This window comes from Nostoc sp. UCD121 (assembly GCF_014222285.1).
In the GTDB taxonomy this organism is placed as follows: Bacteria; Cyanobacteriota; Cyanobacteriia; order Cyanobacteriales; family Nostocaceae; genus Nostoc.
Genome location: NZ_JACKZS010000008.1, coordinates 64146 through 89040, shown reverse-complemented (window position 1 = coordinate 89040; position 24895 = coordinate 64146). Strand labels below are relative to the sequence as shown.

The following is a 24895-nucleotide window of genomic DNA, read 5'->3' as shown; positions in this document are numbered from 1 at the left end:
GGGAGCAGGGGAAGCAGGGGAAGAAATTCTTAACTCCCAATCCCCAGTCCCCAGTCCCCAATCCCGAATTCAAAATTTTAACCGTCGTCTCTACAACTTTTCGGAAAACGTTTTTAATGTGATATTGGGTGGATACGATTGGAGTTTGAAGAAATCACTCAAGTATCACCGCACGACAATGGTGATTTCGGGAGCGATTCTTGTAGCGACAGTATATCTATTTATTATTGTGCCGAAAGGGTTTGTTCCCAACGCAGATGTTGGGCAAATTACAGCAACAACTCAGGCATCAGAGGATATATCCTTTGATGAGATGGTAAAACATCAACAAGCTGTAGCTGCGATCGCTTATCGCGATCCTAATATCGATTCCATCAACTCCAGTGTCGGGGCTGGCGGGCCAAATGCTTCCGCCAACGCGGGACGACTTTTAATCGAACTCAAGCCCCGCCATGAGCGCCGTCTCAGTGCTGATGAAGTTGTGCAGGAACTCCGACCGAAGTTGTCAGTTGTACCTGGAATCAAGGTATTCTTACAAAATCCCCCAGCGATTAATGTGGGCGGACAACAGACAAAAGCTCAGTATCAATTTACTCTGCAAACCCCTAATATTCAGGAACTTTACCAGTACGCCCCAGCTTTAGAAGAGAAATTGCGATCGCTCTCAGATTTACAGGATGTCAACAGCGATTTGCAAATCAAAAATCCGCAAGTAAAAGTAGACATCAACCGCGACCACGCTTCGGCTCTAGGTTTGACGGCCAATCAAATAGAAACTGCTCTGAGTAATGCTTATGGTACTCGCCAAGTTTCTACCATCTACGCCCCCGATAGCCAGTATCAAGTAATTATGGGCGTGGAACCAAAATATCAGCAAAATTCCAATGCCCTAGATTTACTCTCAGTTCGTGCCCCTAGTGGACAACTTGTGCCTCTCAACGCCATAGCAACCTTAAGCAAAGATGTAGGCCCCTTAACTATCAACCACAAAGGGCAACTGGCATCTGTCACCTTCTCCTTTAACCTGAAGCCAGGAGTGTCGCTAGGTAACGTCACTGGGAAAATTGAGGAACTTGCCCGTCAAACACTGCCACCTACTATTAGTACAGGTTTCCAAGGTTCAGCGCAGGCATTCCAATCTTCGATTCAGGGTTTAGGACTGCTACTGCTAGTTGCCATCTTGGTGATTTATATCGTGTTGGGGATTCTCTACGAGAACTTCATTCACCCGCTAACTATCCTTTCTAGCTTACCTTCTGCTGGATTTGGGGCAATACTGACCCTGTTGCTGTTTCAAGTTGACTTGAATATTTACGCCTTCGTCGGCATCATTCTGCTAGTTGGCATTGTGAAGAAAAACGGAATTATGATGGTTGACTTTGCGATCGTTGCCCGTCATAACGGCAAAACCCCTTATGATGCTATCTATGAAGCCTGCTTGGTGAGATTTCGTCCAATTATGATGACGACAATGGCAGCACTCATGGGAACTTTACCAATTGCTCTCGGTTTGGGAGCCGGAGCAGATACACGTCGTCCCCTTGGTTTGGCAGTAGTTGGGGGGTTAGTATTCTCGCAGTTCCTCACACTTTATTTAACGCCCGTTTTCTACACCTACATGGAATCTTGGCAAACCAAGATGAAAAAACGTAGCTGGCGCAAACAGCCAATTTGAAACTCCCCCGACTGAACAAATAACGCTTGGTTGATTTGTTCTTTTTAATCACTAACTCTTGACTCCCTTCATTTTAGAGGGGAGTTTTTTATGTATCATATTTATTTTTGCTAGTTCACTTTGCTTAACTTTCCCATAATTGCGATCGTAAATCCACAGCCTCCAAACATCAAAGAGCCGTAGTGTGGCACTTGAGATTGAAGGAAGTAGAATATTTCGTACAAGAGCTAGGTTAATGAGTATCAAAGGTGGATTCATCCAGTTCAAATACTCGTTGACGGAGATAAAAGGTGGATTCATCCAGTTCAAACACTCGTTGACGGAGATAAAAGGTGGATTCATCCAGTTCAAATACTCGTTGACGGAGATAAAAGGTGGATTCATCCAGTTCAAATACTCGTTGTCGGAGATAAAAGGTGGATTCATCCAGTTCAAATACTCGTTGTCGGAGATAAAAGGTGGATTCATCCAGTTCAAACACTCGTTGACGGAGTTCAAAGGCTGAACAAGCCCTAGAATTGCAATACGCTTAGAATAAGTTTTTTCTCCCCTTGCCCTCTGCCTCATTCACGCTTATATCAGTTTTGCCTAGAGGAATAAAGCCATGACTCAAGCGTTACGCAAACTAGTTACATTCAATGAATTTGTTGCTCAGTACCCAGACAACCCACAAAGACGTTATGAACTCCATGATGGAGTGATTGTTGAGATGGCACAACCAGCAGGCGATCATGAAGAGGTTACAGGATTTTTAGCTACAAAAATCACTTTAGAATATAGTCGTTTAAATCTTCCTTATTTCATCCCAAAAACAGTATTCGTCAAACCACTTGAAAACGAATCAGCTTATTCACCAGATGTCCTTATCCTAAATCAGCCTAATTTAATAAATGAACCTCTATGGAAAAAAACATCTACCGTAAGCCTTACTGCATCCATTCCTTTAGTGGTGGAGGTAGTGAGTACTAATTGGCGTGATGATTACCACAAAAAATATGCTGACTATGAACAAATGGGAATTCCTGAATACTGGATTGTGGACTATGCCGCATTGGGTGGTCGGGAATTTATTGGCAAGCCAAAACAACCTACTATCTTGGTTTGCTGTTTGGAAGAAGGTGAGTATCTAATTAATAAGTTTCGAGGTAATGAGCGTATCCAATCACCAACTTTCCCAGAGTTGAATTTAACCGCAGAACAAATTTTTCGCACTGGTGTAGTCAGCTAAATTCACAGTGTCTATTAAAATTAGATCAAAATTCAGGAGTCAACAGTCAGAATTGAGAAGTTAGAAGGCAACCCACGCGCAACTATTCACGCCGACCTACTTAAAATTATGTCTGACGCAATTATTCAATCTGAATTATTAGATGACAAACCTAATAAAGAGCAAAATCTCTGTCAAATTCTCAGTGTACAGGAGTTAAGTGTTCTAAACGATCGCTCCAACTCCAAAGGGCTAGTTCAACTGGCTTTTCACCTCACAGTCATGGTTTGCAGTGGCTACCTGTGGGGAACAAACTTTGGCAATTGGTCACTGGCCATACCAGCACTGGTAATTTATGGCTTCAGTCTGGCTTCCATGTTTGCACCGATGCACGAATGCGTTCACAGAACGGCTTTCGCTAACAATCGATTAAATGATGCTGTAGCTTGGTTTTCCGGCTTGCTCTCATTTTACAACAGCACGTTCTTTCGTCGTTATCATAAATGGCATCATCGCTACACTCGCGTTCCTAACAAAGATCCCGAACTAACCGATCTTAAACCGAGTAATCTGGGTAAATACTTGTTGATAATTAGCGGTTTACCGTGGTGGCGGGGTAAATTAAGCGGGCATTTTCAGGTGGCGATTGGTCAATTTGACGATTTTCCATTTGTGCCAGAAGCCGCACGAGCCGAAGTTATTCGCTCTACTCGATGGCAATTAGGTGTTTATGTAAGTGCGATCGCCATTTCAATTGTATTTGGTCAGCCTTGGTTTTTCCTGTATTGGCTGCTACCCCTGCTTATCGGTCAGCCGATTCTCCGTTTCATTCTGCTAGCAGAACATACAGGTTGCACTCTTGACGCTAATCTGCTCACAAATACGCGCACAACCTTAACCCTTTGGCCTGTGCGATTTTTCATGTGGAATATGCCATTTCATGCAGAGCATCATTTGTACGCATCAATTCCCTTTCACGCTCTGCCAAAAGCACATCAGCAATTGAGCCAACACTTTACCCACATTGAACCTGGCTATGTGAAAGTCAATTGGGATATCATAACTAATTTCTAATTGGGCATTGGGCATGGGTTATTCCCCATTCCCTTTGATTTTAATTTGCTCTAGACTCGACCTTAACGCACCTTTGTCAGATCATGAAGAATGATTAATAAAAACGAGTATAGACAAATATGATAAAAATGCTAGCTGAAAACTTGATGGGAATTGAGGCAAGATTACAAATTAATTGGGTTTGGTTAAATGCAGGCTTACAGTTTGCTAGCTGGGCACTTTTTTCACTCTTACTCGCTGAGGTCTTGAGAGACACTTATCATGCTTTGTGTCACCAAGTCAATTGGCTTGCTAAATGGCACAACAAGCACCATAGCGCCTATCGCCGAGATTTATCGATAGTTTCCATGAAAATTTACCAAGAATCGCAACTCTATCACGACATTTTAGAATCGAGTCTACTGCTGGTGGTATTAGTCGCCGTTGCCTTAATTGTCCAACAATTGGGTTTATGGCTGGGAGTAGCTTATGGTTCCACCTTTTTGTATGGCGCATCCGTGCGGTATTTTCAGGGGAAAATTGATACAGATTACAATCATCTACCCGGCCCTTTAGAGACAATTCCATCCATTTGGTGGGTGAATCGGTCTTACCATTGGCGGCATCATTTTGATGATGTCAACGCTTACTACAGTGGTGTGTTTCCCCTAGTGGATAAAATTCTTGGCACAGGACTGTCTCTCAAGGGTAAAACCATAGCTTTAACCGGAGCATCAGGAGCGTTAGGGCAAGCTTTGGCGGCTGAACTGGTAAAGAACAATGCTAAAGTCGTAGCATTAACCACTAATCCAGAAAAATTAGTAGAGCAAGTTGGGGTGAAGGTAATTCCTTGGCAATTAGGTAATGAAGCCGAACTGAGGAATAGTTTAGAGAAAGTAGATATTTTAATTATCAACCACGGAATCAATGTCTACGCCCGCCGCACATCGGAGGCTATCAACTCCTCTTATGAGGTGAATACCTTTTCAGCATTGCGGTTGATGGATATATTTGTGACAACTGTAACAGGGCCACAAGCAAAAGCAACCAAGGAAATCTGGGTAAACACTTCTGAGGCTGAGGTTTCTCCAGCACTGAGTCCACTTTATGAACTTAGTAAAAGAGCGTTAGGTGATATTGTTACTCTCAAGCGTTTAGATGGGGATTGTGTAATTCGCAAGTTAATTCTTGGCCCGTTTAAGAGTCAACTTAATCCCTATGGTGTTATGTCTGCACAGCAAGTTGCTCGTGCCATCTTATTTTTCGCGCGGCGAGACTTCCGAAATATTATTGTGGCAATAAATCCTCTTACCTATCTGCTGTTTCCCTTAAAGGAAACCAGCACATCGCTATACTATCGACTCTTCAGCCGGACAGCGAAAAGTGAACAGGACTTACGCAAACAATAGCCAAAACCCTGATTTTAAGTAGGGGCAATTCATGAATTGCCCCTACGGAGTTTAGTTTGGCGACACCGAATAGCCAGTCACATCGCTCCGAGTGAGTGCTGATTATTTAATTTTGAAAAAAGCATACTTTTATGCACTTTTAAAATGGAAAGGCTATTCTCTTCCAGATTTTGAGCAATTATTACCCTAATATAAAACACTGACCGAATAGGAACGAATTACCGGGTCTAGACTGAAAATTGTTAAATTATGTTGTAAAGCTTGACAAATCAACATCCTATCAAAAGGATCGCGATGTAATAATGGTAAATTCAATAGTTGAGCAACACTTTCTTCATCTAGGTTGAGACTACTGATTAAATGCTGCTGACGCTGTTTAGGAAGGTAGATTTCAGGTGATTCTGGTAATGGTAATTTACTTAATTGATATTTAATAGTTGCTTCCCAAACTGAAACGCAACTTAAATATACCTCATTATTTAAATCACGAATGCTATTTTGTAAATGAATTGGTAATTTTTGATCGCCACTAATAAACCATAAGAAAATATGGGTATCTAATAAGAGTTTCATTTGCCTTCAAAACTATTCAAAATCTCTTCAGGTAAGGGACTATCAAAATCATCTGGAACAATGAACTCACCAGCACATAACCCATAAGGTCTAATTTGTTGAGATGTGGCTGAAACTGGTTTAATTTCTGCAATAGGTTTACCTGCTTGCATGATAATAATACTTTCCCCTGCTGCTACTTGTTGAAGATAGCTAGTTAGATTTTGCTGGATTTCATCAATTGTTACAGTTAACATGAGATATGTATGTAGGAATATTTATAGTATATCAAGTTGAGAATTTTAAGTTATAGCAATTACTATTCCAGGTTTAGCAGTAGGTTTGTTGACGAACAGCCAGATACAAGCGACGGTAAGTTTCTAAGCGATTGAGAATGTTGTAATATAAGATATATTGCCCTAAAGCATTTTCTACAAAAATTATGAGTAACCAAACAAATGCTCCTCCTGCTGTTGATTATGCACCTCTGGAATTGCAAAGGGAATTAATCGCTATGCAAGAATTAACGATTGATGATTTATTAACTATTGCTCAAAGCCAAGTACCAGAAAGTCAACAAGAACTACATTTGCAACTTTTGGAAAAAAATCAAACTAATCAATTAAGTGAATCAGATAGATTGTTGTTGCGATCACTCCGAGTAAGTGCTGATTATTTAATGTTGAAAAAAGCATACTCTTATGAGCTTTTAAAGTGGAAAGGCTATTCTATCCCAGACTTTCAGCAATTAGTAGATTAATCCCAGTGTCATCTATCCCCAAATTGGTTCGTCAACAAGTTATTAATGAGGCTGGATATAGATGTGAATACTGTCGCACATCTAGCCGTTTAATAGGTATGCCTTTAGTTATGGATCATATTTTGCCTAGTTCATTAGGGGGAAGTGATGAACGAGAAAATTTATCTGCTTGTTGTTATCGCTGCAATGAATTTAAAGGAGCAAAAATAACTGCTAATGATCCTGTAACTAATGAAACTGTATCTTTGTTTAATCCTCGTCAACAAAAATGGTTAGATCATTTTCAGTGGGCAAATGGTGGCACTCATATTATTGGAATAACTGCTACTGGAAGGGCAACGGTTTTAGCTTTAAGATTAAACAATGAAGATATTGTACAAGCTAGGGCAATTTGGATTAGCTTAAGTTGGCATCCTCCTAAAATTTAAACAGATGCAAAACCAGTAAACTGGCGGAGAGAAGGCGATCTAAAACCCAAAATAATATCTGTTTTTGGCACTCCTAACTCTACTAATTCATGAGCTATCCCTTCCTCAGTCAAATCATGCTGAATCCAGATTTTGCCATATTTAATATCTACATGAACAACACAACCATAAACCCGTTTCTCATCTTCCCATCCTACATAAACGCTAATTCTATATATGAACTATCGGTTGACATTGATTATTCTCCAGAAATATAAATTTTTACTTTTTCTATATTTTAATAATACTTATACTGAAGTTATAAAAGTGCAAAATTTCCTCTTTCAGGTTTTCTGCATCTCTGCATGAGAAATATAAAATGGGTGTCGCTGAATTAGCATAAGAAATTGGTAAATTCAAAATCTGATAATACAGCGTGGCGTTAACCATAACTTTGCGTCTTCGCGCGAAACATAAAAAAAGGGATAAGCTTTTGGGCTTATCCCTCAAAAAATTAATTAATCAATGTATCAAGTTCCACTTGTCCAAGAATTGATGTACTCAATTTGATCGGCAGTTAGGCTATCAATTGTGATACCAATAGCTTGCAACTTCAAACGAGCAATTTCTTGATCGACTTCAACAGGAATTGAGTGCAAACCAGGGGCTAACTTACCTTTATTCTTCACCAGGAATTCACAAGCCAAAGCTTGGTTTGCAAAACTCATATCCATTACTGCGCTGGGGTGTCCTTCAGCCGCAGCTAGGTTAATCAAGCGTCCTTGTCCGAGAACGACAACTGATTTACCATTTTTCAACTTGTACTCTTCGGTGAAAGGACGAACTTCTTTGATTTCCTTAGCTTGTGCAGCCAAGTATTTCAAATCAAGTTCCAAGTCAAAGTGACCGGAGTTACAAACGATCGCACCGTCTTTCATGACATCGAAGTGTTCACCGCGAACGACGTGCTTGTTACCAGTCACAGTGATAAAAATATCACCTTGGGGTGCAGCTTCAGCCATAGGCAGAACGCGGAAGCCATCCATTACGGCTTCAATTGCCTTGATGGGGTCGATTTCGGTGACGATGACGTTAGCACCCATCCCACGGGCGCGGAGGGCTGTACCTTTACCACACCAGCCATAACCGACGACGACAATGTTTTTACCAGCCAACAAAATATTTGTGGCGCGGATAATGCCATCTAGGGTTGATTGCCCAGTACCATAGCGATTATCAAAGAAGTGCTTGGTGTCCGCATCGTTAACGTTAACTGCGGGGAAGGTGAGAACGCCTTCTCTAAACATGGCGCGTAACCGCACGATACCGGTGGTGGTTTCTTCGGTGCTACCAATCAAATCAGCGATTTGGTGTTGGCGTTGTTGTACCAGAGTTGCAACCACATCGCTACCGTCATCAACAATGATGTTGGGGCGATGATCTAAAGCTATTTGGACGTGGCGGTTATAAGTTTCGTTATCTTCGCCTTTTTGAGCAAAGACTGGAATTTCATGATCCAAGACGAGGCTAGCGGCTACGTCATCTTGTGTTGATAAGGGGTTACTAGCAATCAAAAGCGCATCTGCACCACCGGCTTTCAGAGCGATCGCCAAATGTGCTGTTTCTGTTGTAATGTGGGCGCAAGCTACAAGGCGTAAACCAGCGAAAGGCTTTTCGATCGCAAAGCGATCGCGAATTTGCTTCAAAACTGGCATTTCGCGTCCAGCCCATTCAATGCGCTGTCTTCCCAAGGCAGCTAGGCCGAGGTCTTTAACCTCGTGCTTTAATCGGGGAGAAGTTGCGGTCATCAAAAGTTACCTCAAAAAATTAAACAAGCTACGTAAATTTTACGCACTCTACTAGGTTATTGTACAACTTGCGATTTTTTCTTGAAAGAAAGCAAATCACTTGTCAATAGTCCTCAAAACTAGCTTGACGTTTGATTACCCTAATGTCAACTTCATCGCCAGGTTCTTGCCTTTTGTTTTATCTTTGGTAAGAGTAAGACTCTTCTAAGCCTTACTCGCTCATTCTAAGTACATTGTCATCTATCTAAAGATAGAGGACTAATTAAGCAACATCAAAATTTCATTATCTAAAGAGAAAACCTCAACTTTAGATAGGCACATCTACTCAAAGTAATTGCGGAGGATGTTTATAGAAGTAGTCAATAGTCAATTGTTTTCAAGGAGGTGTTTGAGTGCGTTTTCAATTTTTGGCGATCGCCAGTTCAATGGCCATAGCCGTTGTATCTGTGCCAAAAGCCACAGCCCAGATTCCATTTTTACCTCAATTACAAGCTCCCAGCAGTGTGAGTAGTGATTCAAATAATCGGCTTGTTACAGGCTGGATTTATTTAGATGGTCGGCGGTTATTTCAGATCGCAGCATCAAGAGCCAACTTTCCTGAGCGTTCAGAAGATATCCAAAAGAAGTTGGAGAAAATTGCCCAAAATTACTTTCAGTCGCCACCAACAACAGCAGTCAACGTAAATATTCCCAAAGTAAACCAATTACCAGTAATTTATGTCAACGGTCAATATCTGATGACTATTACTTCTGAGGATGCTGGACTCCGAGAGGTAGATACATGGACATCGGCAAATCAAATCGCGGAATCGTTACAAGAAGACTTGCAACAAGCAAAGCAAGAAAGACAAACTCAATTTTTAATCAACCAAGGTAAAATTGCTGCGGGTACAGGGCTGGCAATGATTATCATGAGTTGGGGGATATATAGTTGGCAGCGCCGTTCCAAAAAAGATTCAGCACAATCCATTGCCTCCCAACCTCTTAGATGGCCCCTAAACTCCCCAATTTCACCAGTAGCAACTCAACCAATTACAACACAACTAAATCAACAGCAACATCGGCATATCCAAGAAGTCAAAAGACGATTGTTTCAGCTAACTCAAGCTGGAATTTGGGGTGGCGGAAGTTTCTTTATCTTGGGTCTATTTCCCTACACACGACCATTTCAGCTAGGGATTCTCACAGCTGCCCAATTTCCTTTGCGATTAGGTGTTGTGTTCCTGGTAACTTACGTAGCGATCCGCCTCATCTACGCCCTTATTGACCGCTTCACCACCACTCTAATTAGCAGTGGTGCTTTATTGACTCCAGAAAGTTCTGAACGGCTGCAACTGCGAGTTTCCACATTTTCTGGCGTGACTAAAAGTATCGCCACTGGTATCTGCGTAGGAGTAGGCTTTTTGCTAGCGCTGGTGTCATTGGGGATAGATATCGTTCCCTTGCTAGCGGGTGCGAGTTTGGTTGGTGTTGCGGTGTCTCTGGCCTCGCAAAACCTAATTAAAGATGCGATTAACGGTTTTCTGATTATTCTAGAAGACCAGTATGCTTTAGGCGATGTGATTAATGTGGGAAACGTAGGAGGCTTAGTAGAAAATTTGAATCTGCGGATGACCCAACTGCGGGATTCCGAAGGACGCTTGATCACGATTCCCAATAGTGAAATTAAAATTGTTGCCAATCTTTCTAGTCGTTGGTCACGAGCCGATTTAACGGTTCCCATTGCCTACCAAGCCGATACAGAACACGCTTTGAAGTTGATTGAAACAGTAGCTTTCGAGATGAATCAAGAAATGCAATGGCAGCGTCAAATTTTGGAACCGCCCCAAGTTTTGGGAATAGATCAATTTGGCGATCGCGGTTTGATTATTCGTGTATGGTTTAAAACACAGCCCCTGAAGCAATGGGATGTAGCACGGGAGTTCCGCCGTCGCCTGAAAGTCGCCCTAGACAAAGCCGGAATTTCTATCTCTGTACCTCAACAAGCGATTTGGGTCAATGACGATCAGTTGTTAAATTTTCAAGGTAATGGCAAAGCCCATTAAAAATTTGGATTCATTAGACATCTCCGAAAAAGAATTGTTTTGACGTAGCAGTGCTACGTCAAAACAAGGGGTCTGGGTAACGCATATTTAATTTCTGGAGATGTCTATTAGCAAATGGCACTCTTGTTAAGCCCAAAGGCTTGTGTTGCCTCGAAATCTAAGTTTGGGCAACCCCTGTGATTAACTAAGTCTACGCTGTATACAAAACTATAGCGTAGATGATTCATAAATACTTAAGCAGCAACGAAAATATCTGCATTACTCAGGGACAATCCGGTATTGAGTGTAGCAATTTGAATTTTAGCGATCGCTCCTATGCCATCTTGATCGAAGAAGAGAGAACCATTACCTTTGTCGTAAATAAATCTTTGGCTGCTTGTATTTGCTGCCGAACCAATGAAAAATTGATTAGCAGCGATCGCCGCATTAGCAACTAGCCCTCCAGCAAAACCAGCCGCAGAGACAAAAATCGTATCATCTAGGACGCTAAAATCAGTAATCCGGTCGATTCCTTCGCTACGAGAGTTGAAAGTAAAGCGATCGCTTCCTGTACTACCTGTAAGTGTATCGTTGCCAGCACCACCAACCAGGATGTCATTACCACTACCAGCATTGAGGGTGTCAATCCCAGCGCCACCATTGAGGGTGTCATTGCCTGCACCACCGGTCAGGGTATCATTCCCCGTACCCGCGTCAAGAAGATCATTCCCAACATCAACTGTTTGAGTTGTCAATTGTAGCGACCAACTATTAAGCCTACCAGTAATTAAACTTTCATCATCCGTGACCTCTAGTTTCCAAGTTCCATTTGGGTTTTGAGTATCAAAAGCAGATAGCAGCTTTTCTGGTTTGAAACTGCCGGTAAAAGGAGCAGTCCCAACTGTAATTGATGTTGCGGCCTCATCATCCAATGTCGTGTTGGTAAAATTAGTTCCACTACTCCCTACATCAGTAAACAACTCAACGCGAGTGCCTGTTGGACTAATCAGGAATACATCTAAGTCAGAATCCCAAGTGTGGCTAATATTTAAAGTGATGTTGACATCAGCAATTGACCCACTTAAACCACTGACGGCTAGATTAGATTTAATTGTGGATAAGTCAGGGATATTGATAGCAGAGGTATTGCTAAAGGTCTTAGTTTGGTTGTTAACCCCATCACCAACTAAATTATCATTGCCAGCACCACCATATAGGGTGTCATTGCCAGCACCACCATTGAGTTGATTGTTAGCATCGTTACCTGTAATTGTGTTGTTGAGACTGTTACCAGTGCCGTTGATTGCAGATGTGCCTGTGAGAATGAGGTTTTCTAAATTAGCTGGGCCTAAGTTAAAGGTAAAGGAAGACGCAACTGTATCTGTACCTTCATTAGCGTTTTCATAGATAGTGTAGTAATTATCACTAGTGATAATATAGCGATCGTTGCCAGTGCCGCCATAGAGACTATTATTGCCAGTACCGCCATTGAGGGTATCATTACCAGCACCACCATAGAGAGTGTCATTGCCAGCGCCGCCATCGAGACTGTCATTTCCAGCTTTTCCATCGATGACATCGTTCCCGCCTTGGCCAGAGAGATAATTGTTGTATTCATTCCCCGTTAGAGTGTCATTAAAGTTGCTTCCGATGGCATTTTCAATAACAGATATACCTCCTTGGGAGTTAGCGATCGTAAATCCTCCTTTAACGCCAACAACTTGACTAAAGAAGCCGCCAGCATTAGGGTCGTTATTCCTCAAAGTAGCATTGTTCAAGTTGATGACGACTGAATTACTTGCCCCTTGACCAGATATGGTATCTGTTCCGCCTGCATCCCAAATAGAAGACCAATAAGTTCCTGCACCATTAGAGGATGGAAGCAAATAGACGTTATTACCTGTGTTGTATGTCCGATTTATACCGTAAATATGTTGGATGGCTGCGATATCAAATGCCATTGGCCCGGCAGCAAATCCCCAATTCGCGTCATACCCAGGAGAATAAGAACTTTGAATATCAACGTAAGACATGATTGTCGTTACAAACTGATTGAGATTCAAGTCGCCAGCATCTTCAGCGTTGTCAACACCAGGAAAGATAGAAGAACTTCCTCCATTATCGTGAGGATGGGCTAATCCCAGAGCATGACCAATTTCGTGAACAAAAGTGTTGTAATAGTAGCTACCAACTAAGAGATTTGCATCAAAATCGTCTTGATAAAACTCCCAGTTAATTAGAACATCTCCTTCCCCAAACTGGTCAAAAGATACTCCTGGCGGCGATGCTTGACCTAGTACACCATCTCTACCAAAAATAGAAGAATCAACACTATGAAAAGTTAACTCAGCTTGAGGATCATTAAAACCAGAATACTCTAGCTGGAAGTTAGCCACATTAGACCAGGACTGTACTGCCTTAGTAAAAGCATTTATTTCGGCGTTCTCGAATTTGTAATCCCAAGACTTATTATCAATAAAGGAATAAGTAATTTTTCTATTGTCGTTTTCAACTTTCCAACGACTGCCCCATAGTAAACTGTCTACATAGATTGAACCAGTTTTAGTAACACCACCAGTCGAACCAACAAAATTTGACATCAGTTTCTCTTTTTCAAAATCAGAACTAAATAGTTATTTCAAGTATTTTGGAGAAAATAAATATAGCTAGGTTTTTACTAAATACAAGCAGAAGTAAAAGCCCTTATAGCTTCGTATTTTGCCCATTGGTGTGATTATGCTTATAACTAAAGTTACAAACTCATGCACAAAATACAGAATAAAAAAATTACCAAAATTAGTCCTTCACCTTTTATGCATTCTTATATGCAAGATTTAGCATCCACATATACATGAACGTGTATGTAAGATTGCAGAAAACTGCATTGTAATTTAGCCAGAATTAGTGATTAGTCTTGACTCGCTGAAAAATAGCGATCGTGCCTTTACCCGTCAAAGGGCACTCTTAAGATAAGCGAAACGGGCGGTTATAAACCGCGTCTACACAAACAAAACCCACCTCCGTGGGTTTCAAAACCTTGATTTGACCTTAGTCCGCGCAGGCGGATGCCTGTAGGGCTGCGTACTCTGCGTACTCCTGCATACGCGTCAGCGTGCCGGAGGCTCTATTCCATTCGCCAAGGCTTAAGTTGACACCAATGCTCCAGTCCCAATCCTCAATTTTGCGCGATCGCCAACACTAAACCTTAATAAATCCTTATATTAATAAAAAGCTACTAACTTACGAACCAGTTTTAAAATTTCCTTTATTCCTGGATTTATGTTTGTCAACACCTTTATCAAACGTCCAGTCTTAACTACAGTCTGTACGTTTATCATCTTGCTGCTGGGAAGCATTTGTATTCCCATCCTGCCAATTTCTCAGCTACCGGATCTCGCTCCGGTGCAAATCACCGTTAGCTCCAACAATATTGGTGCGGATGCTCAAACAACAGAAAACACTGTCACCAACATTATCGAGCGACAAATTAATGGTGTTAAAGATGTATCTTATATATCTTCTAACACAGGTAATGATGGTTCGAGCAATATAACTGTCTCCTTCCCAACTAATGTTAATAGCGATATTGCTCAAGTAAACGTTCAAAATAAAGAAGCACTTGCTTCACCTCAATTGCCAGATACTGTTCAAAGAACAGGTGTCACCGTTGAAACGGCATCAAGCAGTCTCCTTCTGGTTTATGGGTTTTACTCAGAAAATAATGAGTATGACAACATTTTTATCAGTAATTATGTCGATCTTTATATTCTCGATCAAATCAAACGACTTCCTGGTGTAGGAAGTGCCAGGGTTTTTGGGGAACGCAAATATGCCATGCGTCTTTGGCTCGATCCCAACAAGCTTGCCCAACATCAATTAACTCCTCAAGATGTCACAACTGCCCTGCAACAACAAAATATTCAGGTGGGCGCAGGGGCAATTGGTAAGGAGCCAGCACCAGACAATCAAAGCTTTGAATTTGCTTTACGGGCAACCAGTCGATTTAAAGATGCGGCTGAATTTGAAGATATGGTGCTGAAGGTGAGTCAAGGTGGCATTAATAGTACTAGCAATAGCACTACGAATAGCACCCTAGTTAAAGTCAGAGATGTCGGTCGAGTTGAGCTAGGAGCAGAAAACTATCTTGCTGATGCCAAATTTACCATCCCAGGACATGCTCCCAAGGCAGCCGTGGGTTTGGGGATATATCAACTTCCGGGTAGTAATGCCCTAGATGTTGCTCATGCTGTTGAAGAAAAGATTGTAGCGTTGGAGAAGAGTTTTCCACCTGGACTAAAAGCACAGTTGGCATTTGATACCACTCCATTTGTGGAAATTTCTTTAGAAGAAGTTCTGCACACTTTGGTTGAGGCGATTATCCTGGTGGTCTTGGTAATTTTCGTCTTTTTGCAAGATTGGCGTACTACGATTATTCCCACTGTTGCGATCCCCGTTTCCCTGATTGGGACATGCGCGGCTCTCTTGGTTTTAGGATTTCAGATTAATACACTGACCTTATTTGGTTTTGTTTTAGCGATCGGGATCGTTGTTGATGATGCCATTATTGTAGTGGAGGCAGTTGCAGTCAAACTGGAGCAGGGCATGAGGCCCTTTGACGCGGCTGTCGAAGCGATGAAGGAGTTGACTGGGGCAATCATTGCCACTTCACTTGTACTCATGGCGGTATTCATTCCCGTTGCATTCATTCCAGGCACTACAGGGATTGTCTACAAACAATTTGCGTTAACCGTTGCTTGCTCCATTGCCATTTCCACCTTCAATGCTTTAACATTCTCCCCAAGTATGGCAGCTATCCTCATGCGCCCTGCTCAGACTGCACGGGGCCCTTTAGGTTGGTTCTTTACGCAATTTAATCGGGGATTTTCTTGGTTCACACGGCGATATGTTGGGTTTGTTAGCTACCTTACTCATGTCAAACCGATTGTAATTGGGGTTTTCATCACTGGTTTAGTAGCAACGGTTTTAATGTACAGAGCAGTTCCTACCGGGTTTATTCCAGAGGAAGATCAGGGTTACTTCTTTGTAATTGTCCAAGGGCCAGATGGGGTTTCTTTGAAGTACACCGAATCTGTTATGGATCGGGTTGTCAAAGAAGTAACATCAGCTCCCGAAGTTAAAGCTAGTTTTATGATCAGTGGCTTTGGTTTCGATGGTAATGCTTCTAATTTAGGTATTGCCTTTGCTAACCTGAAACCCTGGAAAGAAAGAGCTAAAGAATCTGAGTCTGTCTATGGCATACTTCAGAGGCTGAACAAAAAGCTCTCGGCAATTACAGAAGCTAGAGCGATCGCAGTGAATGCTCCTCCGGTTAGAGGGTTAAGTAGTACAGGTGGTTTTGAGTTTATCATTCAAGACCGAACTGGAAGTGCGCCGATTGAAACCCTAGTTGAGACTGCTCAAAAATTTATTGCAGCCGCAAATAAAAAGCCTGTTTTACAACGAGTTTTCACTCAGTTCACCGCAGACACTCCCCAATTTGACATTCAGGTAAACCGCAACCAAGCCAAAGCTCTCAATGTAGAGATTAACGACATCTTTGGAGCGTTGCAAACTTACTTGGGGTCGCAATATGTAAATAACTTTGTCCAAGGACAGCGACAGTATCGAGTATACGTTCAAGCAGATGGGGTTTTCCGCTCTAATCCAGATGATATTGGCAAACTCTATGTTCGCTCTGCAAACGGGGCGATGATTCCGTTGAGCAGTTTGGTGAAAGTGACTCCCTTTGTGGGGCCGAAAACCATCGCCCACTATAACTTGTACCGATCAATCAAAGTCCAGGGCGCTCCTGCTTCCGGTTCTAGTTCTGGAGAGGCGATTAAAGCGATGGAGCAAGTAGCAGCAGAGGTTTTACCTCAAGGGTTTGGTTATGAGTGGACAGGGACTTATCTCCAGGAGAAGAAATCAGGGGGAGCTACAGGCTTGATTTTTGCTTTAGCGATCGTTATTGTCTTTCTGGTGTTGGCGGCTCAGTATGAAAGCTATGTTGACCCAATCATTATTTTGCTGACAGTTCCCCTAGCAGTTTTGGGAGCGATGACGGCGATTTGGCTACGTTCCAATATTTTCATGGCAGGTAGTCTCTTCCCCAAAGTAGTGGATGATATCTATTGCCAAGTGGGTCTAGTAACTTTGATTGGTCTAGCTGCAAAAAACGCGATTTTAGTCGTAGAATTTGCCAATCAGCTGCATGAGCAAGGTATGAGCTACACACGCGCGGCGGTGAAAGCGGGACAAGAACGTCTGCGACCCATCTTAATGACTTCTTTTGCAGCGCTGTTAGGATTTTTGCCCTTGGTGATCTCTCAAGGGGCTGGAGCCAGTAGCCGTTGGTCTTTAGGAACAGCGCTCTTTGGAGGGTTGCTGCTTTCAACATTCTTGAGTTTGTTCTTGGTGCCAATTTTGTATATCTTAGTCAAGACCCTAGCTCAGGCGATATTTTCTCGGAAGCGATCGGGTGGCTCAAAACCTCCGGATTATCCTAATGAAACTTCGGGATCTGGACATGAAACTTTACCTACTGGCATAACTCAGCCAGATACACAACTTAGGTCTCAGCAGGACGGAATAACCTGATTTTTACTATCCTGTCTCTTTTCTGCCAACTCTACCGTGTAAACGCAAGGCTTGCTCTAATTCCCTCCTTTTTAAGGAGGGTTAGAGAGAATCAAGCCTTAACTCAAGCATATTGCGCTATGGACGAAGCCTTCAGTAGTCAGAAAGTGATGTTCATAACATCCTCTAACTCTGTTACCATTTTTTGTAATTTCCTGCTTGCTAAAAAAGTTAGTCGAATAGAAATTAAGTACTGAGATAAGGAAAAGTGAAATGGGACTTAGCGAAGGACTTTTGAACCCGACCAAAAAAGCAATGGTCGTAGATGAATGTTGCAACATGATAGAAGTACAGCTTGCATCCAAGTCAGGTATGAGCGGTATCGCTTTGAAAACTGCCTTCGCTGCTCTTAAAGGAGTCAAGCCAGGATATATCCCCTACGTAGTTGAGCAGATCCTGCCGCAGTGCTTCACCGCACTTGATCCCATCTGGAGTGAAGGTGTACAGAAAGGCGATCCAATTGGACACCTGAGTGCAAATCGCTCTCATACGGCAGATGCGCTACTGGGTGTCACTGATGCTAGAGCCAAGAATGCCAAGCGCCAAATCGTGCGAGGAACCTATGAAAAACTTCGCGGTTCAGCCAAAAAGCACGTAGAAGAAGCTATTCCAGACTTAGCCAAAGTAATCGATAATTACACTAAGGTTTGAGGCAGAAGGCAGATCGCGCAGCGTGTCGCAGACAAAGCAGGAGCAATATTACTTATAGGATTCGACCCCTCCTAAATTGAAGCCACTGAACTCTCGTAAGAAAGCAGAAAGCTGACACAACATTGGGGGTTTGAAACCCAACACTCTAGCAATTGATAAACGTATGCCGCCATTCGATGCGTCGATAACTGGCATACGGAGCAGATATTAGACATCTTCGAAAATAAATGTAGAGACGTAGCAATGCTACGTCTCTACAAGGGTTCTGGATAAAACATATTTGATTTCTGAAATGTTTATTATACTTTTAGCATGGAAGTGTCTGGCTAAGGTCTTAGAAATAACATATCTGCTAAACTTCCTGATATTTTCCGAGTTAGCTTGAAACAGCAAATAATCAGAAACTATGGCAATCCGATAGCGAAGCGGTAGCGAGTCAGACGCTCCTGCATCGCTCTAAGCGAAGCCATGCCGCAGGCTTTACGCTGCGCTATCGAGCGTCTTTGATTTCTAAACTTATTTGTGTAGGAGGCAATAGGCAAGAAGGCTCTTTGAGTTGTACTGAATTTTTTCAGAAATCAAATATGAGTCCTATATCTGAATTATTGTTTTAATAGGCTTGCAATTATGAAAAAACTTACCGTTTTTCGATACCGCACTTATGGACTAATTGGGTTAATATCTTTAACCGCCGTATTAAGTACAACTACATCTGCCCTAACACAGCTAGCAAGCGATTCCCCAATTGGGCAAACTCCTATCCCTGCTTCTAACTTAATCTGGCCAACTCAAGGGTTTATTTCTCAAGGCTTTCGCAAATATCAACATGAAGGAATTGATATTGCAGGGGCATCTGGAACTCCAGTTGTTGCTGCTGCATCGGGTACTGTTGTAAAAGCAGGTTGGGATAATTGGGGGTTAGGCAATGCCATAACTATTAAACATCTTGACGGTAGCACTACTGTTTATGGTCATAATCGCCGTTTGCTGGTGAGCAAGGATCAACAGGTTATTCAAGGTCAAATTATTGCTGAGATGGGATCTACAGGCAATAGTACAGCACCTCATCTCCATTTTGAAGTTCATCCAAATGGTCGAATAGCAGTTGATCCTCTTCGTCTATTGACATCTTTAACTGCAAGTGTTTCCCCTGCTTCTAAAATTCAGCAAGTGGATAATCCGAACCGCCCAGTCTCGACAACCTCTGTAGCAAAGCAAGTTTCACCTTCATTGCCTCCAATAGGTTTTGCACCTATAAGCAGTGATACTAAGTGCAATGGAGTTACCATTATTGATGGTGAGACTGCAAATATTCATGTAAAGGTCTGTGAAGAAAATGGCCAGTTATTTTATATTGGGCAGTTGAAGCAAGACCCAAGCAAGCCTATAAAAATAGCAGCTTTGAATATTGGTAAAGGCAGATATCGAGCAGATAATGGTAGTTTTTATTATTTAGTCAGCCCTGAAAGAGTGGAAGTTTGGCGAAATGGCACTCAAATGCGTTCTGACAAATTTTATACTTTAACAAAATCACCATAAAGTTAGTATTTAATGTTTGACTATGGCTTGAGTTGATTAATTTGCTCAGTGATTCCATAGTTATCTATATATTGCTATAGAAATTATCAATTATGATGCGGGGCTTGCTTTTGTTTAAGTCTAGTTAAAAGAGATAACCAGGGCGTAGGATGTCACTTATGCTGCTGACAGGGATATGTTCAGCTTAACCAAATTTACGTTTGATAATTATCAATCGCATTTGGTCATAAGTAATTTCCTATCGCTCTGGTGCTTGTTTGGCGGTGAAGTTTCGCCAAAAGTATAAAAGTAAAGGGCTTTTCAAGCCTATAACAATCGTTACTATTTTGCTGTATGAATGGACACAATTTTTGCTAGCTTTCAAATTTCTTCCAGCCTGATATAACACCAACTCGCAATGCTCGTTAAAAATAAAGTGCCAAATTAACCTTCAGCACTTTCGGCACGGATGGGAATTACAATTCCTTCGCGCAGTAGTGCATCCGTAAAAATCTTCCGAAGAACCCGTTGAATCTGAAGATGTTTTCCTGGCTTCACTTTCGTTAATGTCCGCAGCAACAAGTTAGATTCTCCAAGGCTTTCCACTCCGTCTATCTGTGTACCTTCAAGTACATCTGGATCGTTTGTTTTTAACTGTTGTCCTACCTCCTCAATGACTTTGTACACATGGGCTAAGTTGGAATTATAGGGCACACCAACTTCTACTACTGCAAAGATATACTGTTTAGAATAATTAGTAATTGAGCCAATATCTCCATTGCGAATAATCTGCAATTGACCATTGGGATGTCTAATACGAGTGGTTCTGAGTTCAATTGCTTCAACAACACCTTCGACAACTTTCTCTTCGGCTTTCCCAGCCTCGATATAATCACCCACTAAGTAGTAGTTTTCAAACAGAATAAAGAAGCCGCAGACTATATCATTTATCAGTGTCTGTGCCCCTAAACCTACAGCTATGCCGGCAATACCAGCACCTGCAAGTATAGGAGTTGGGTCAATGTCAAGAGTATAGAGAATAGAGATAATAGCAGCAAAGTATACAAAATATTGTAAGAAACTACGAAAAAGAGGAACGAGTGTCAAGCGTCTACTTCTTTGAATATCAGTTAGATTCCGGTCTTTAAACAGCACCTCTTCAACAAGTAAGTAAACGACCTCAAACAACACACGACTAATGAAGATGATGCCGATGATCTTGATGATTCGCGGGCCAAAAGCTGCAATATTGGCGATTAACTGTACCTGTTGAATCACCAATGTTGCCATGCAGACATAAATTACAAATTCCAGACACCGTTTTAAAAAGGGTATTAGGTGTCGGAGGCGATCGTAGAATCTTAAGAGGTTATCAGGGTTGGAGTATCTGACGCTGAGAGCATCAAGAAAATCAACTACCGCCGCGACTGCTTTGAGAATCAGCAACCCGACGGCAATAATTAAATAGATTCGCAGTGCAATATACAAATATTCTGAAACCGTTGCTGGCAATTTAAGAAACTGGGCACACAAGATGACAGCCCATAGCCAGATTCCACCGCTAATTCTGTGATAGAGCGCGTTAAAGAAAGCATCAATACTTTCATCATCGGCAGTATTTTTTTCTAAGTTCTTGGCGCGAGTGCTAGCTAGCTTCAGCCAATATTTCAGAAATTTCAGTGCGATCGCGGCTAATATGAAAGTGCCAATGCTCTGAGCTATGCCAATTCCTAGAGTTATCCAAAATCCTGATGGAATACGCTCAAGCATTGCTATGGTGTATTGTTGAAGGTTTTCGCCACGATAAACTAGATAACCATTAGCACCTACAATCAAAATACATGACACCAAGAAAGCGAGTAACAATAACCCTGTGATGTTCCGACGCAAGGTTTTGATACTTCTATCTTCGCTCTTTAATATAGAGGTCTTTGTAAATAGCTTGAATAACTTGCTTACCAGCCAGTTCAGTAATAAAAAAACAAAGATTACGAGGCTGACTTCAGCTAAAATGATTAATATATTCATGCGCGATCATAAAACTTAAATAATTTAAGCGTTTTATTATCAGAACCTATTGAGAGATACTTTGATATCTCTATAAGATAGATGATAATTATTTCATATAATCATCTGTTGTCAAGCTATTAACATTTAAATCACTTTATATCTAAGTGATGATTTCCAAAAAGCCTTTAAGGAAGATATTTGTGTAATTTCGGCTTTAGATGTTGTATAAATCACCTTATAATCTAACGTACTTAAGTGTATGTTCATTGATAAGGGAACTCCAAGAAATAAATTATCCAATCTTGTGGAGTGGGCATTTGAAAACCGTTAAGTAACCGGAATAAACTACACACACCAAAATATATGAAAGAGAAACTGAGGACTGGGGAATAGTATTTTTTACTCAGTACTTTCAAGCCAAATGGGTGGAAATAAAGCAATCTATATTAAAAAATATAAATTGACCTTTTTTTAATTAAAGCGATTTTCAGGTAAATAGACCATACGTTAGGGGCGCAAGACCTTGCGCCCCTACTAAAGGAAAGATTTAGGCTCAACATCCTCACAGTTTATCTGCACCACACAATTTCTTCCTTGTGCTTTTGCCTGGTAGAGTCCCTGGTCAGCAGCAGCAATTAAGGTTGCGGGAGATAATTGGCTATGAGGAGTGATGGTTGCCACACCAAGACTGAGAGTGATAAATTCGCTGACCTGAGAATGGGGATGAGGCATTTTTAATGCATTAATATTGATCTGAATATCTCTTGCAATTGCAATGGCCCCTTCGATATCGGTATTCGGTAAAATAACTGCAAATTCTTCTCCACCATAACGAGCAACTAAATCAGTAGGGCATTTGACTGTCTGAGAGATTACCTTAGCAACCTGTCTGAGGGCATCATCTCCTGCCAGATGTCCATGTGTATCGTTGTAAAGCTTAAAGTAATCGACATCGCACAAAATCAAAGATAGCGAACCTTGCTCTCGTGCCAACCGTTGCCACTGTGTGGTGAATGTGTCATCAAAGCAGCGTCTATTTCCCACTTGGGTCAGACCATCCGAACAGGCAAGGCGCTGTAATTCTTGGTTTGCTTGTTGTAATTGGTGGTAAAGTTCTGATTGCTGAATAGCGATCGCAGCTTGTCCTGCTAACTGGTTAAACAAGTTAATCTCCGATTGCTGCCATTGTCGGGCATTACGGCATTGGTGAGCAATTAATAGTCCCCACAAACGCTCTTTCTGCAAGATAGGTACAACAAGGTTTGCCCGGATTTGCAAACTCCGCAGGAGGTCAAGATGACACGGCGATAATCCGGCAGTTTCAACGTCTTCGATCGCTCTGGTGTTACCTTGTTGAAAGTAAATTGCACGGGTAGATTTAAAGCATGTATCCATAACGTGAAATCCCAGAATGGACATGCACTCTTCTGCTAAGGATTCTACAGCTACTAACCCACTCCAGTCTGGCTCAAACTGGTAAATTATTACTCGGTCTACCTCAAACAGTTGCCGCACTTCGGCTGCTGTGGTTTGCAAAATCTCATCTAACTCTAACGATTGTCGAATGCGCTGCGTCACAGCCGCGACAATTCGCTCGGACTCATTTTGGTGTTGGACATGCCGCTTAACCAGCTTAGAATCTGTCGATGCTACATTTAACGCGATCGGATCAAAGTGAGGGGTTGTAGTGACAGGCACTGCACTAGGTTTAGCAATCAAATAGCCTTGAGCAAGATTTGCACCTCGTTCTCGCAGCCAGTTCAGTTCCTCAATACACTCAATTCCTTCAGCAACGGTTTGGATGTTTAACTTTTGAGTAATCTCTAAAAGCTTCTCGGTAATCGAAGCTTTGTAAAGGTCTTGATGTACATCTCGAATTAACTCCATATCCAGCTTGATAAAGTCTGGACGTAACTGATGCAGCAAGTTTAGGCTGGAATAGCCAGAACCAAGGTCATCAAGAGCTACTAAAAATCCAGCATCCCGGTAGTATTTAAGCACTGCCTTGAGATGGGTTAAATCTTGAGGATTATCTGATTCTACAACTTCAAAGACAACGCGATCGTGGGAAATTCCGGCAGTATCAATTGCTTCCACTGAACTACGTAGGCAAAAAGCTGGATCATAAAGTGATGTTGGTGCAAAATTGATGAAGATATGCCCGCTCACTTTATACCGACTGAATTCAGTGATTGCGCTAAGGCGAGCAACTTGGTCGAGTTGTGGCATTAGTCCGGCTTCGGTTGCTAACTCCACAATTGGTGTCGGCAGCACTAAATTGCCTTCTTCATCCAGTCCCCTCAAGAGCGATTCATATCCAAAAATCTGCGATGTATCGTTAATTGAGACAATTGGTTGGAAGTAACTGGTGAATCGTTCCGTTGCCAGCATTTCAACCAGCCAGTCGGATTGGTTCAACTTAATGAAGCGTTGTAATGAGGCTATATCACTAAAATCATGGAGTTGAGGTTGGATATTACCTTCAATGAAAAGGACTTGCGTCTCTTTTAATTCTCTAGGTGCAAGTAGTTTGGCCAGGTTACGGGCAATTTCTATGGACTGTCCGGGTTTACACTTCAAACTCAAACCTGGTCGCTCGTGCATCAGTTCATACTCAAGGCCAAGCTGCTGTAGGTAGGAGGTGACTTTTTTGAGGGTATGTGGAACTGGGAACCAGAGAAAGAGCCTGCCTGCCTCCTTGGTCTGGCAGCGTCCAACATTGCGACAAGCACAGGTTTTGGAGATAGAACATATCTGGCTCATAGCTAACTACTTTGTTCAATCAAATTTATTTTATTATTCCCACTATTTTTACAATAAAAGATAAACTATGCTTCAAATATATGAAGATTTGATGAGTTCGGTAATTTGAAAAATTGGCTGTATCAGATAACAGAGCAGCACATCTATAGCTTTGTACCAAATGTTTAAGTAATAGTCGATCAATTTTGTAGAATGAAGCAAATTAATAAGAGTTAGATAAAGAATTTAAGCCATGAAATCAAAAGAAAAATCAGCTAGGTAAGGAATAATTTTTTGCTAGACTAAGTAAGTTGGTACAATAAAATCAAACTATGTAAATAAAAATGAACTAGGCTAAAACCCTTATGCCTATTGACTGTAGCAAGATTGCCTATTGCCTTATCCCAACGACAATTATTTACGCCCACTCACTTAATTTAGCT

Annotated in this window: 18 protein-coding genes and 1 pseudogene; 10 read left to right on the top strand and 9 right to left on the bottom strand. The window is 41.7% G+C overall.

What is annotated here, in order from left to right; genetic code table 11:
* Positions 1–1675, top strand: a 1675-nt coding sequence (locus tag GNF10_RS03320) for an efflux RND transporter permease subunit (protein ID WP_221644630.1), incomplete at its 5' end; no start/stop codon positions are given.
* 232 nt (positions 1676–1907) lie between these two features.
* Here GNF10_RS03320 and GNF10_RS03315 read toward each other — a convergent pair.
* Positions 1908–2156 carry a hypothetical protein gene (locus tag GNF10_RS03315; protein ID WP_185592727.1) on the bottom strand — a complete coding sequence of 83 codons (249 nt, stop codon included), beginning with the start codon at positions 2154–2156 and terminating at the stop codon, positions 1908–1910.
* A gap of 123 nt (positions 2157–2279) precedes the next feature.
* Between GNF10_RS03315 and GNF10_RS03310 the strand changes: the two genes are divergently transcribed.
* From GNF10_RS03310 to GNF10_RS03300, 3 genes are all read left to right on the top strand, one after another.
* Positions 2280–2903, top strand: coding sequence for a Uma2 family endonuclease (locus GNF10_RS03310; RefSeq protein WP_185582842.1), 624 nt, complete (start codon positions 2280–2282; stop codon positions 2901–2903).
* Between the two features lie 108 nt (positions 2904–3011).
* The gene (locus tag GNF10_RS03305) at positions 3012–3956 is read left to right on the top strand and encodes a fatty acid desaturase family protein (RefSeq protein ID WP_185582845.1); all 945 of its coding nucleotides are present in this window, start codon (positions 3012–3014) and stop codon (positions 3954–3956) included.
* A gap of 119 nt (positions 3957–4075) precedes the next feature.
* Entirely contained in the window at positions 4076–5344 is a 1269-nt protein-coding gene (locus GNF10_RS03300; protein ID WP_185582848.1) for a bifunctional sterol desaturase/short chain dehydrogenase, read from the top strand.
* A 186-nt stretch (positions 5345–5530) separates the two neighbouring features.
* On the opposite strand, the gene GNF10_RS03295 is transcribed toward GNF10_RS03300, so the two are convergent.
* The 3 genes from GNF10_RS03295 to GNF10_RS39460 all read right to left on the bottom strand — a co-directional run bounded on the left by GNF10_RS03295 (position 5531) and on the right by GNF10_RS39460 (position 6337).
* Positions 5531–5917 (bottom strand): type II toxin-antitoxin system VapC family toxin, encoded by a 387-nt coding sequence (locus GNF10_RS03295; protein WP_185582850.1) that lies wholly within the window; start codon positions 5915–5917, stop codon positions 5531–5533.
* Positions 5914–6153: a type II toxin-antitoxin system Phd/YefM family antitoxin gene (locus GNF10_RS03290; protein ID WP_185582851.1), complete on the bottom strand. Its 240-nt coding sequence runs from the start codon at positions 6151–6153 to the stop codon at positions 5914–5916. The genes GNF10_RS03295 and GNF10_RS03290 overlap by 4 nt, the downstream gene beginning before the upstream one ends.
* Before the next feature lie 73 nt (positions 6154–6226).
* Positions 6227–6337, bottom strand: coding sequence for an element excision factor XisH family protein (locus tag GNF10_RS39460; RefSeq protein WP_369009406.1), 111 nt, complete (start codon positions 6335–6337; stop codon positions 6227–6229).
* 1 nt (position 6338) lies between these two features.
* Between GNF10_RS39460 and GNF10_RS03280 the strand changes: the two genes are divergently transcribed.
* Positions 6339–6656 carry a hypothetical protein gene (locus GNF10_RS03280; protein WP_185582853.1) on the top strand — a complete coding sequence of 106 codons (318 nt, stop codon included), beginning with the start codon at positions 6339–6341 and terminating at the stop codon, positions 6654–6656.
* Between the two features lie 5 nt (positions 6657–6661).
* Positions 6662–7084 carry an HNH endonuclease gene (locus tag GNF10_RS03275; RefSeq protein ID WP_185582855.1) on the top strand — a complete coding sequence of 141 codons (423 nt, stop codon included), beginning with the start codon at positions 6662–6664 and terminating at the stop codon, positions 7082–7084.
* On the opposite strand, the pseudogene GNF10_RS03270 reads toward GNF10_RS03275, so the two are convergent.
* Positions 7081–7299: pseudogene (locus tag GNF10_RS03270) on the bottom strand (XisI protein); the annotation flags it as partial. The gene GNF10_RS03275 and the pseudogene GNF10_RS03270 sit on opposite strands and share 4 nt — an antisense overlap.
* Positions 7300–7593: 294 nt before the next feature.
* On the bottom strand, positions 7594–8871 hold the full coding sequence (gene ahcY, locus GNF10_RS03265) for an adenosylhomocysteinase (protein ID WP_179071452.1): 1278 nt from the start codon (positions 8869–8871) through the stop codon (positions 7594–7596).
* A 392-nt stretch (positions 8872–9263) separates the two neighbouring features.
* Here ahcY and GNF10_RS03260 point away from each other — a divergent pair, with 392 nt between their 5' ends.
* Positions 9264–10916 (top strand): mechanosensitive ion channel family protein, encoded by a 1653-nt coding sequence (locus GNF10_RS03260; protein ID WP_185582857.1) that lies wholly within the window; start codon positions 9264–9266, stop codon positions 10914–10916.
* 233 nt (positions 10917–11149) lie between these two features.
* Here GNF10_RS03260 and GNF10_RS03255 read toward each other — a convergent pair whose 3' ends face one another.
* A complete protein-coding gene (locus tag GNF10_RS03255) occupies positions 11150–13495 on the bottom strand; it encodes a proprotein convertase P-domain-containing protein (protein ID WP_185582859.1) in 2346 nt (781 codons plus the stop codon).
* A gap of 679 nt (positions 13496–14174) precedes the next feature.
* Between GNF10_RS03255 and GNF10_RS03250 the strand changes: the two genes are divergently transcribed.
* The 3 genes from GNF10_RS03250 to GNF10_RS03240 all read left to right on the top strand — a co-directional run bounded on the left by GNF10_RS03250 (position 14175) and on the right by GNF10_RS03240 (position 19721).
* Positions 14175–17492 (top strand): efflux RND transporter permease subunit, encoded by a 3318-nt coding sequence (locus GNF10_RS03250; RefSeq protein ID WP_185580707.1) that lies wholly within the window; start codon positions 14175–14177, stop codon positions 17490–17492.
* Positions 17493–17744: 252 nt separating this feature from the next.
* Complete coding sequence (locus tag GNF10_RS03245) at positions 17745–18182, top strand: hypothetical protein (protein ID WP_185580706.1); 438 nt, start codon at positions 17745–17747, stop codon at positions 18180–18182.
* Between the two features lie 627 nt (positions 18183–18809).
* A complete protein-coding gene (locus GNF10_RS03240) occupies positions 18810–19721 on the top strand; it encodes a M23 family metallopeptidase (RefSeq protein ID WP_185580705.1) in 912 nt (303 codons plus the stop codon).
* Positions 19722–20144: 423 nt separating this feature from the next.
* Here GNF10_RS03240 and GNF10_RS03235 read toward each other — a convergent pair whose 3' ends face one another.
* Positions 20145–21728, bottom strand: coding sequence for a mechanosensitive ion channel family protein (locus GNF10_RS03235; protein WP_185580704.1), 1584 nt, complete (start codon positions 21726–21728; stop codon positions 20145–20147).
* A 516-nt stretch (positions 21729–22244) separates the two neighbouring features.
* A complete protein-coding gene (locus GNF10_RS03230) occupies positions 22245–24473 on the bottom strand; it encodes an EAL domain-containing protein (protein WP_185581338.1) in 2229 nt (742 codons plus the stop codon).
* Positions 24474–24895 lie beyond the last annotated feature (422 nt).

Coding starts and splice junctions, on each gene's coding strand:
- GNF10_RS03310 (WP_185582842.1), top strand. CDS start 2,280: ATGACTCAAGCGTTACGCAAACTAGTTACATTCAATGAATTTGTTGCT.
- GNF10_RS03305 (WP_185582845.1), top strand. CDS start 3,012: ATGTCTGACGCAATTATTCAATCTGAATTATTAGATGACAAACCTAAT.
- GNF10_RS03300 (WP_185582848.1), top strand. CDS start 4,076: ATGATAAAAATGCTAGCTGAAAACTTGATGGGAATTGAGGCAAGATTA.
- GNF10_RS03295 (WP_185582850.1), bottom strand. CDS start 5,917: ATGAAACTCTTATTAGATACCCATATTTTCTTATGGTTTATTAGTGGC.
- GNF10_RS03290 (WP_185582851.1), bottom strand. CDS start 6,153: ATGTTAACTGTAACAATTGATGAAATCCAGCAAAATCTAACTAGCTAT.
- GNF10_RS03280 (WP_185582853.1), top strand. CDS start 6,339: ATGAGTAACCAAACAAATGCTCCTCCTGCTGTTGATTATGCACCTCTG.
- ahcY (WP_179071452.1), bottom strand. CDS start 8,871: ATGACCGCAACTTCTCCCCGATTAAAGCACGAGGTTAAAGACCTCGGC.
- GNF10_RS03255 (WP_185582859.1), bottom strand. CDS start 13,495: ATGTCAAATTTTGTTGGTTCGACTGGTGGTGTTACTAAAACTGGTTCA.
- GNF10_RS03250 (WP_185580707.1), top strand. CDS start 14,175: ATGTTTGTCAACACCTTTATCAAACGTCCAGTCTTAACTACAGTCTGT.
- GNF10_RS03245 (WP_185580706.1), top strand. CDS start 17,745: ATGGGACTTAGCGAAGGACTTTTGAACCCGACCAAAAAAGCAATGGTC.
- GNF10_RS03240 (WP_185580705.1), top strand. CDS start 18,810: ATGAAAAAACTTACCGTTTTTCGATACCGCACTTATGGACTAATTGGG.
- GNF10_RS03235 (WP_185580704.1), bottom strand. CDS start 21,728: ATGAATATATTAATCATTTTAGCTGAAGTCAGCCTCGTAATCTTTGTT.
- GNF10_RS03230 (WP_185581338.1), bottom strand. CDS start 24,473: ATGAGCCAGATATGTTCTATCTCCAAAACCTGTGCTTGTCGCAATGTT.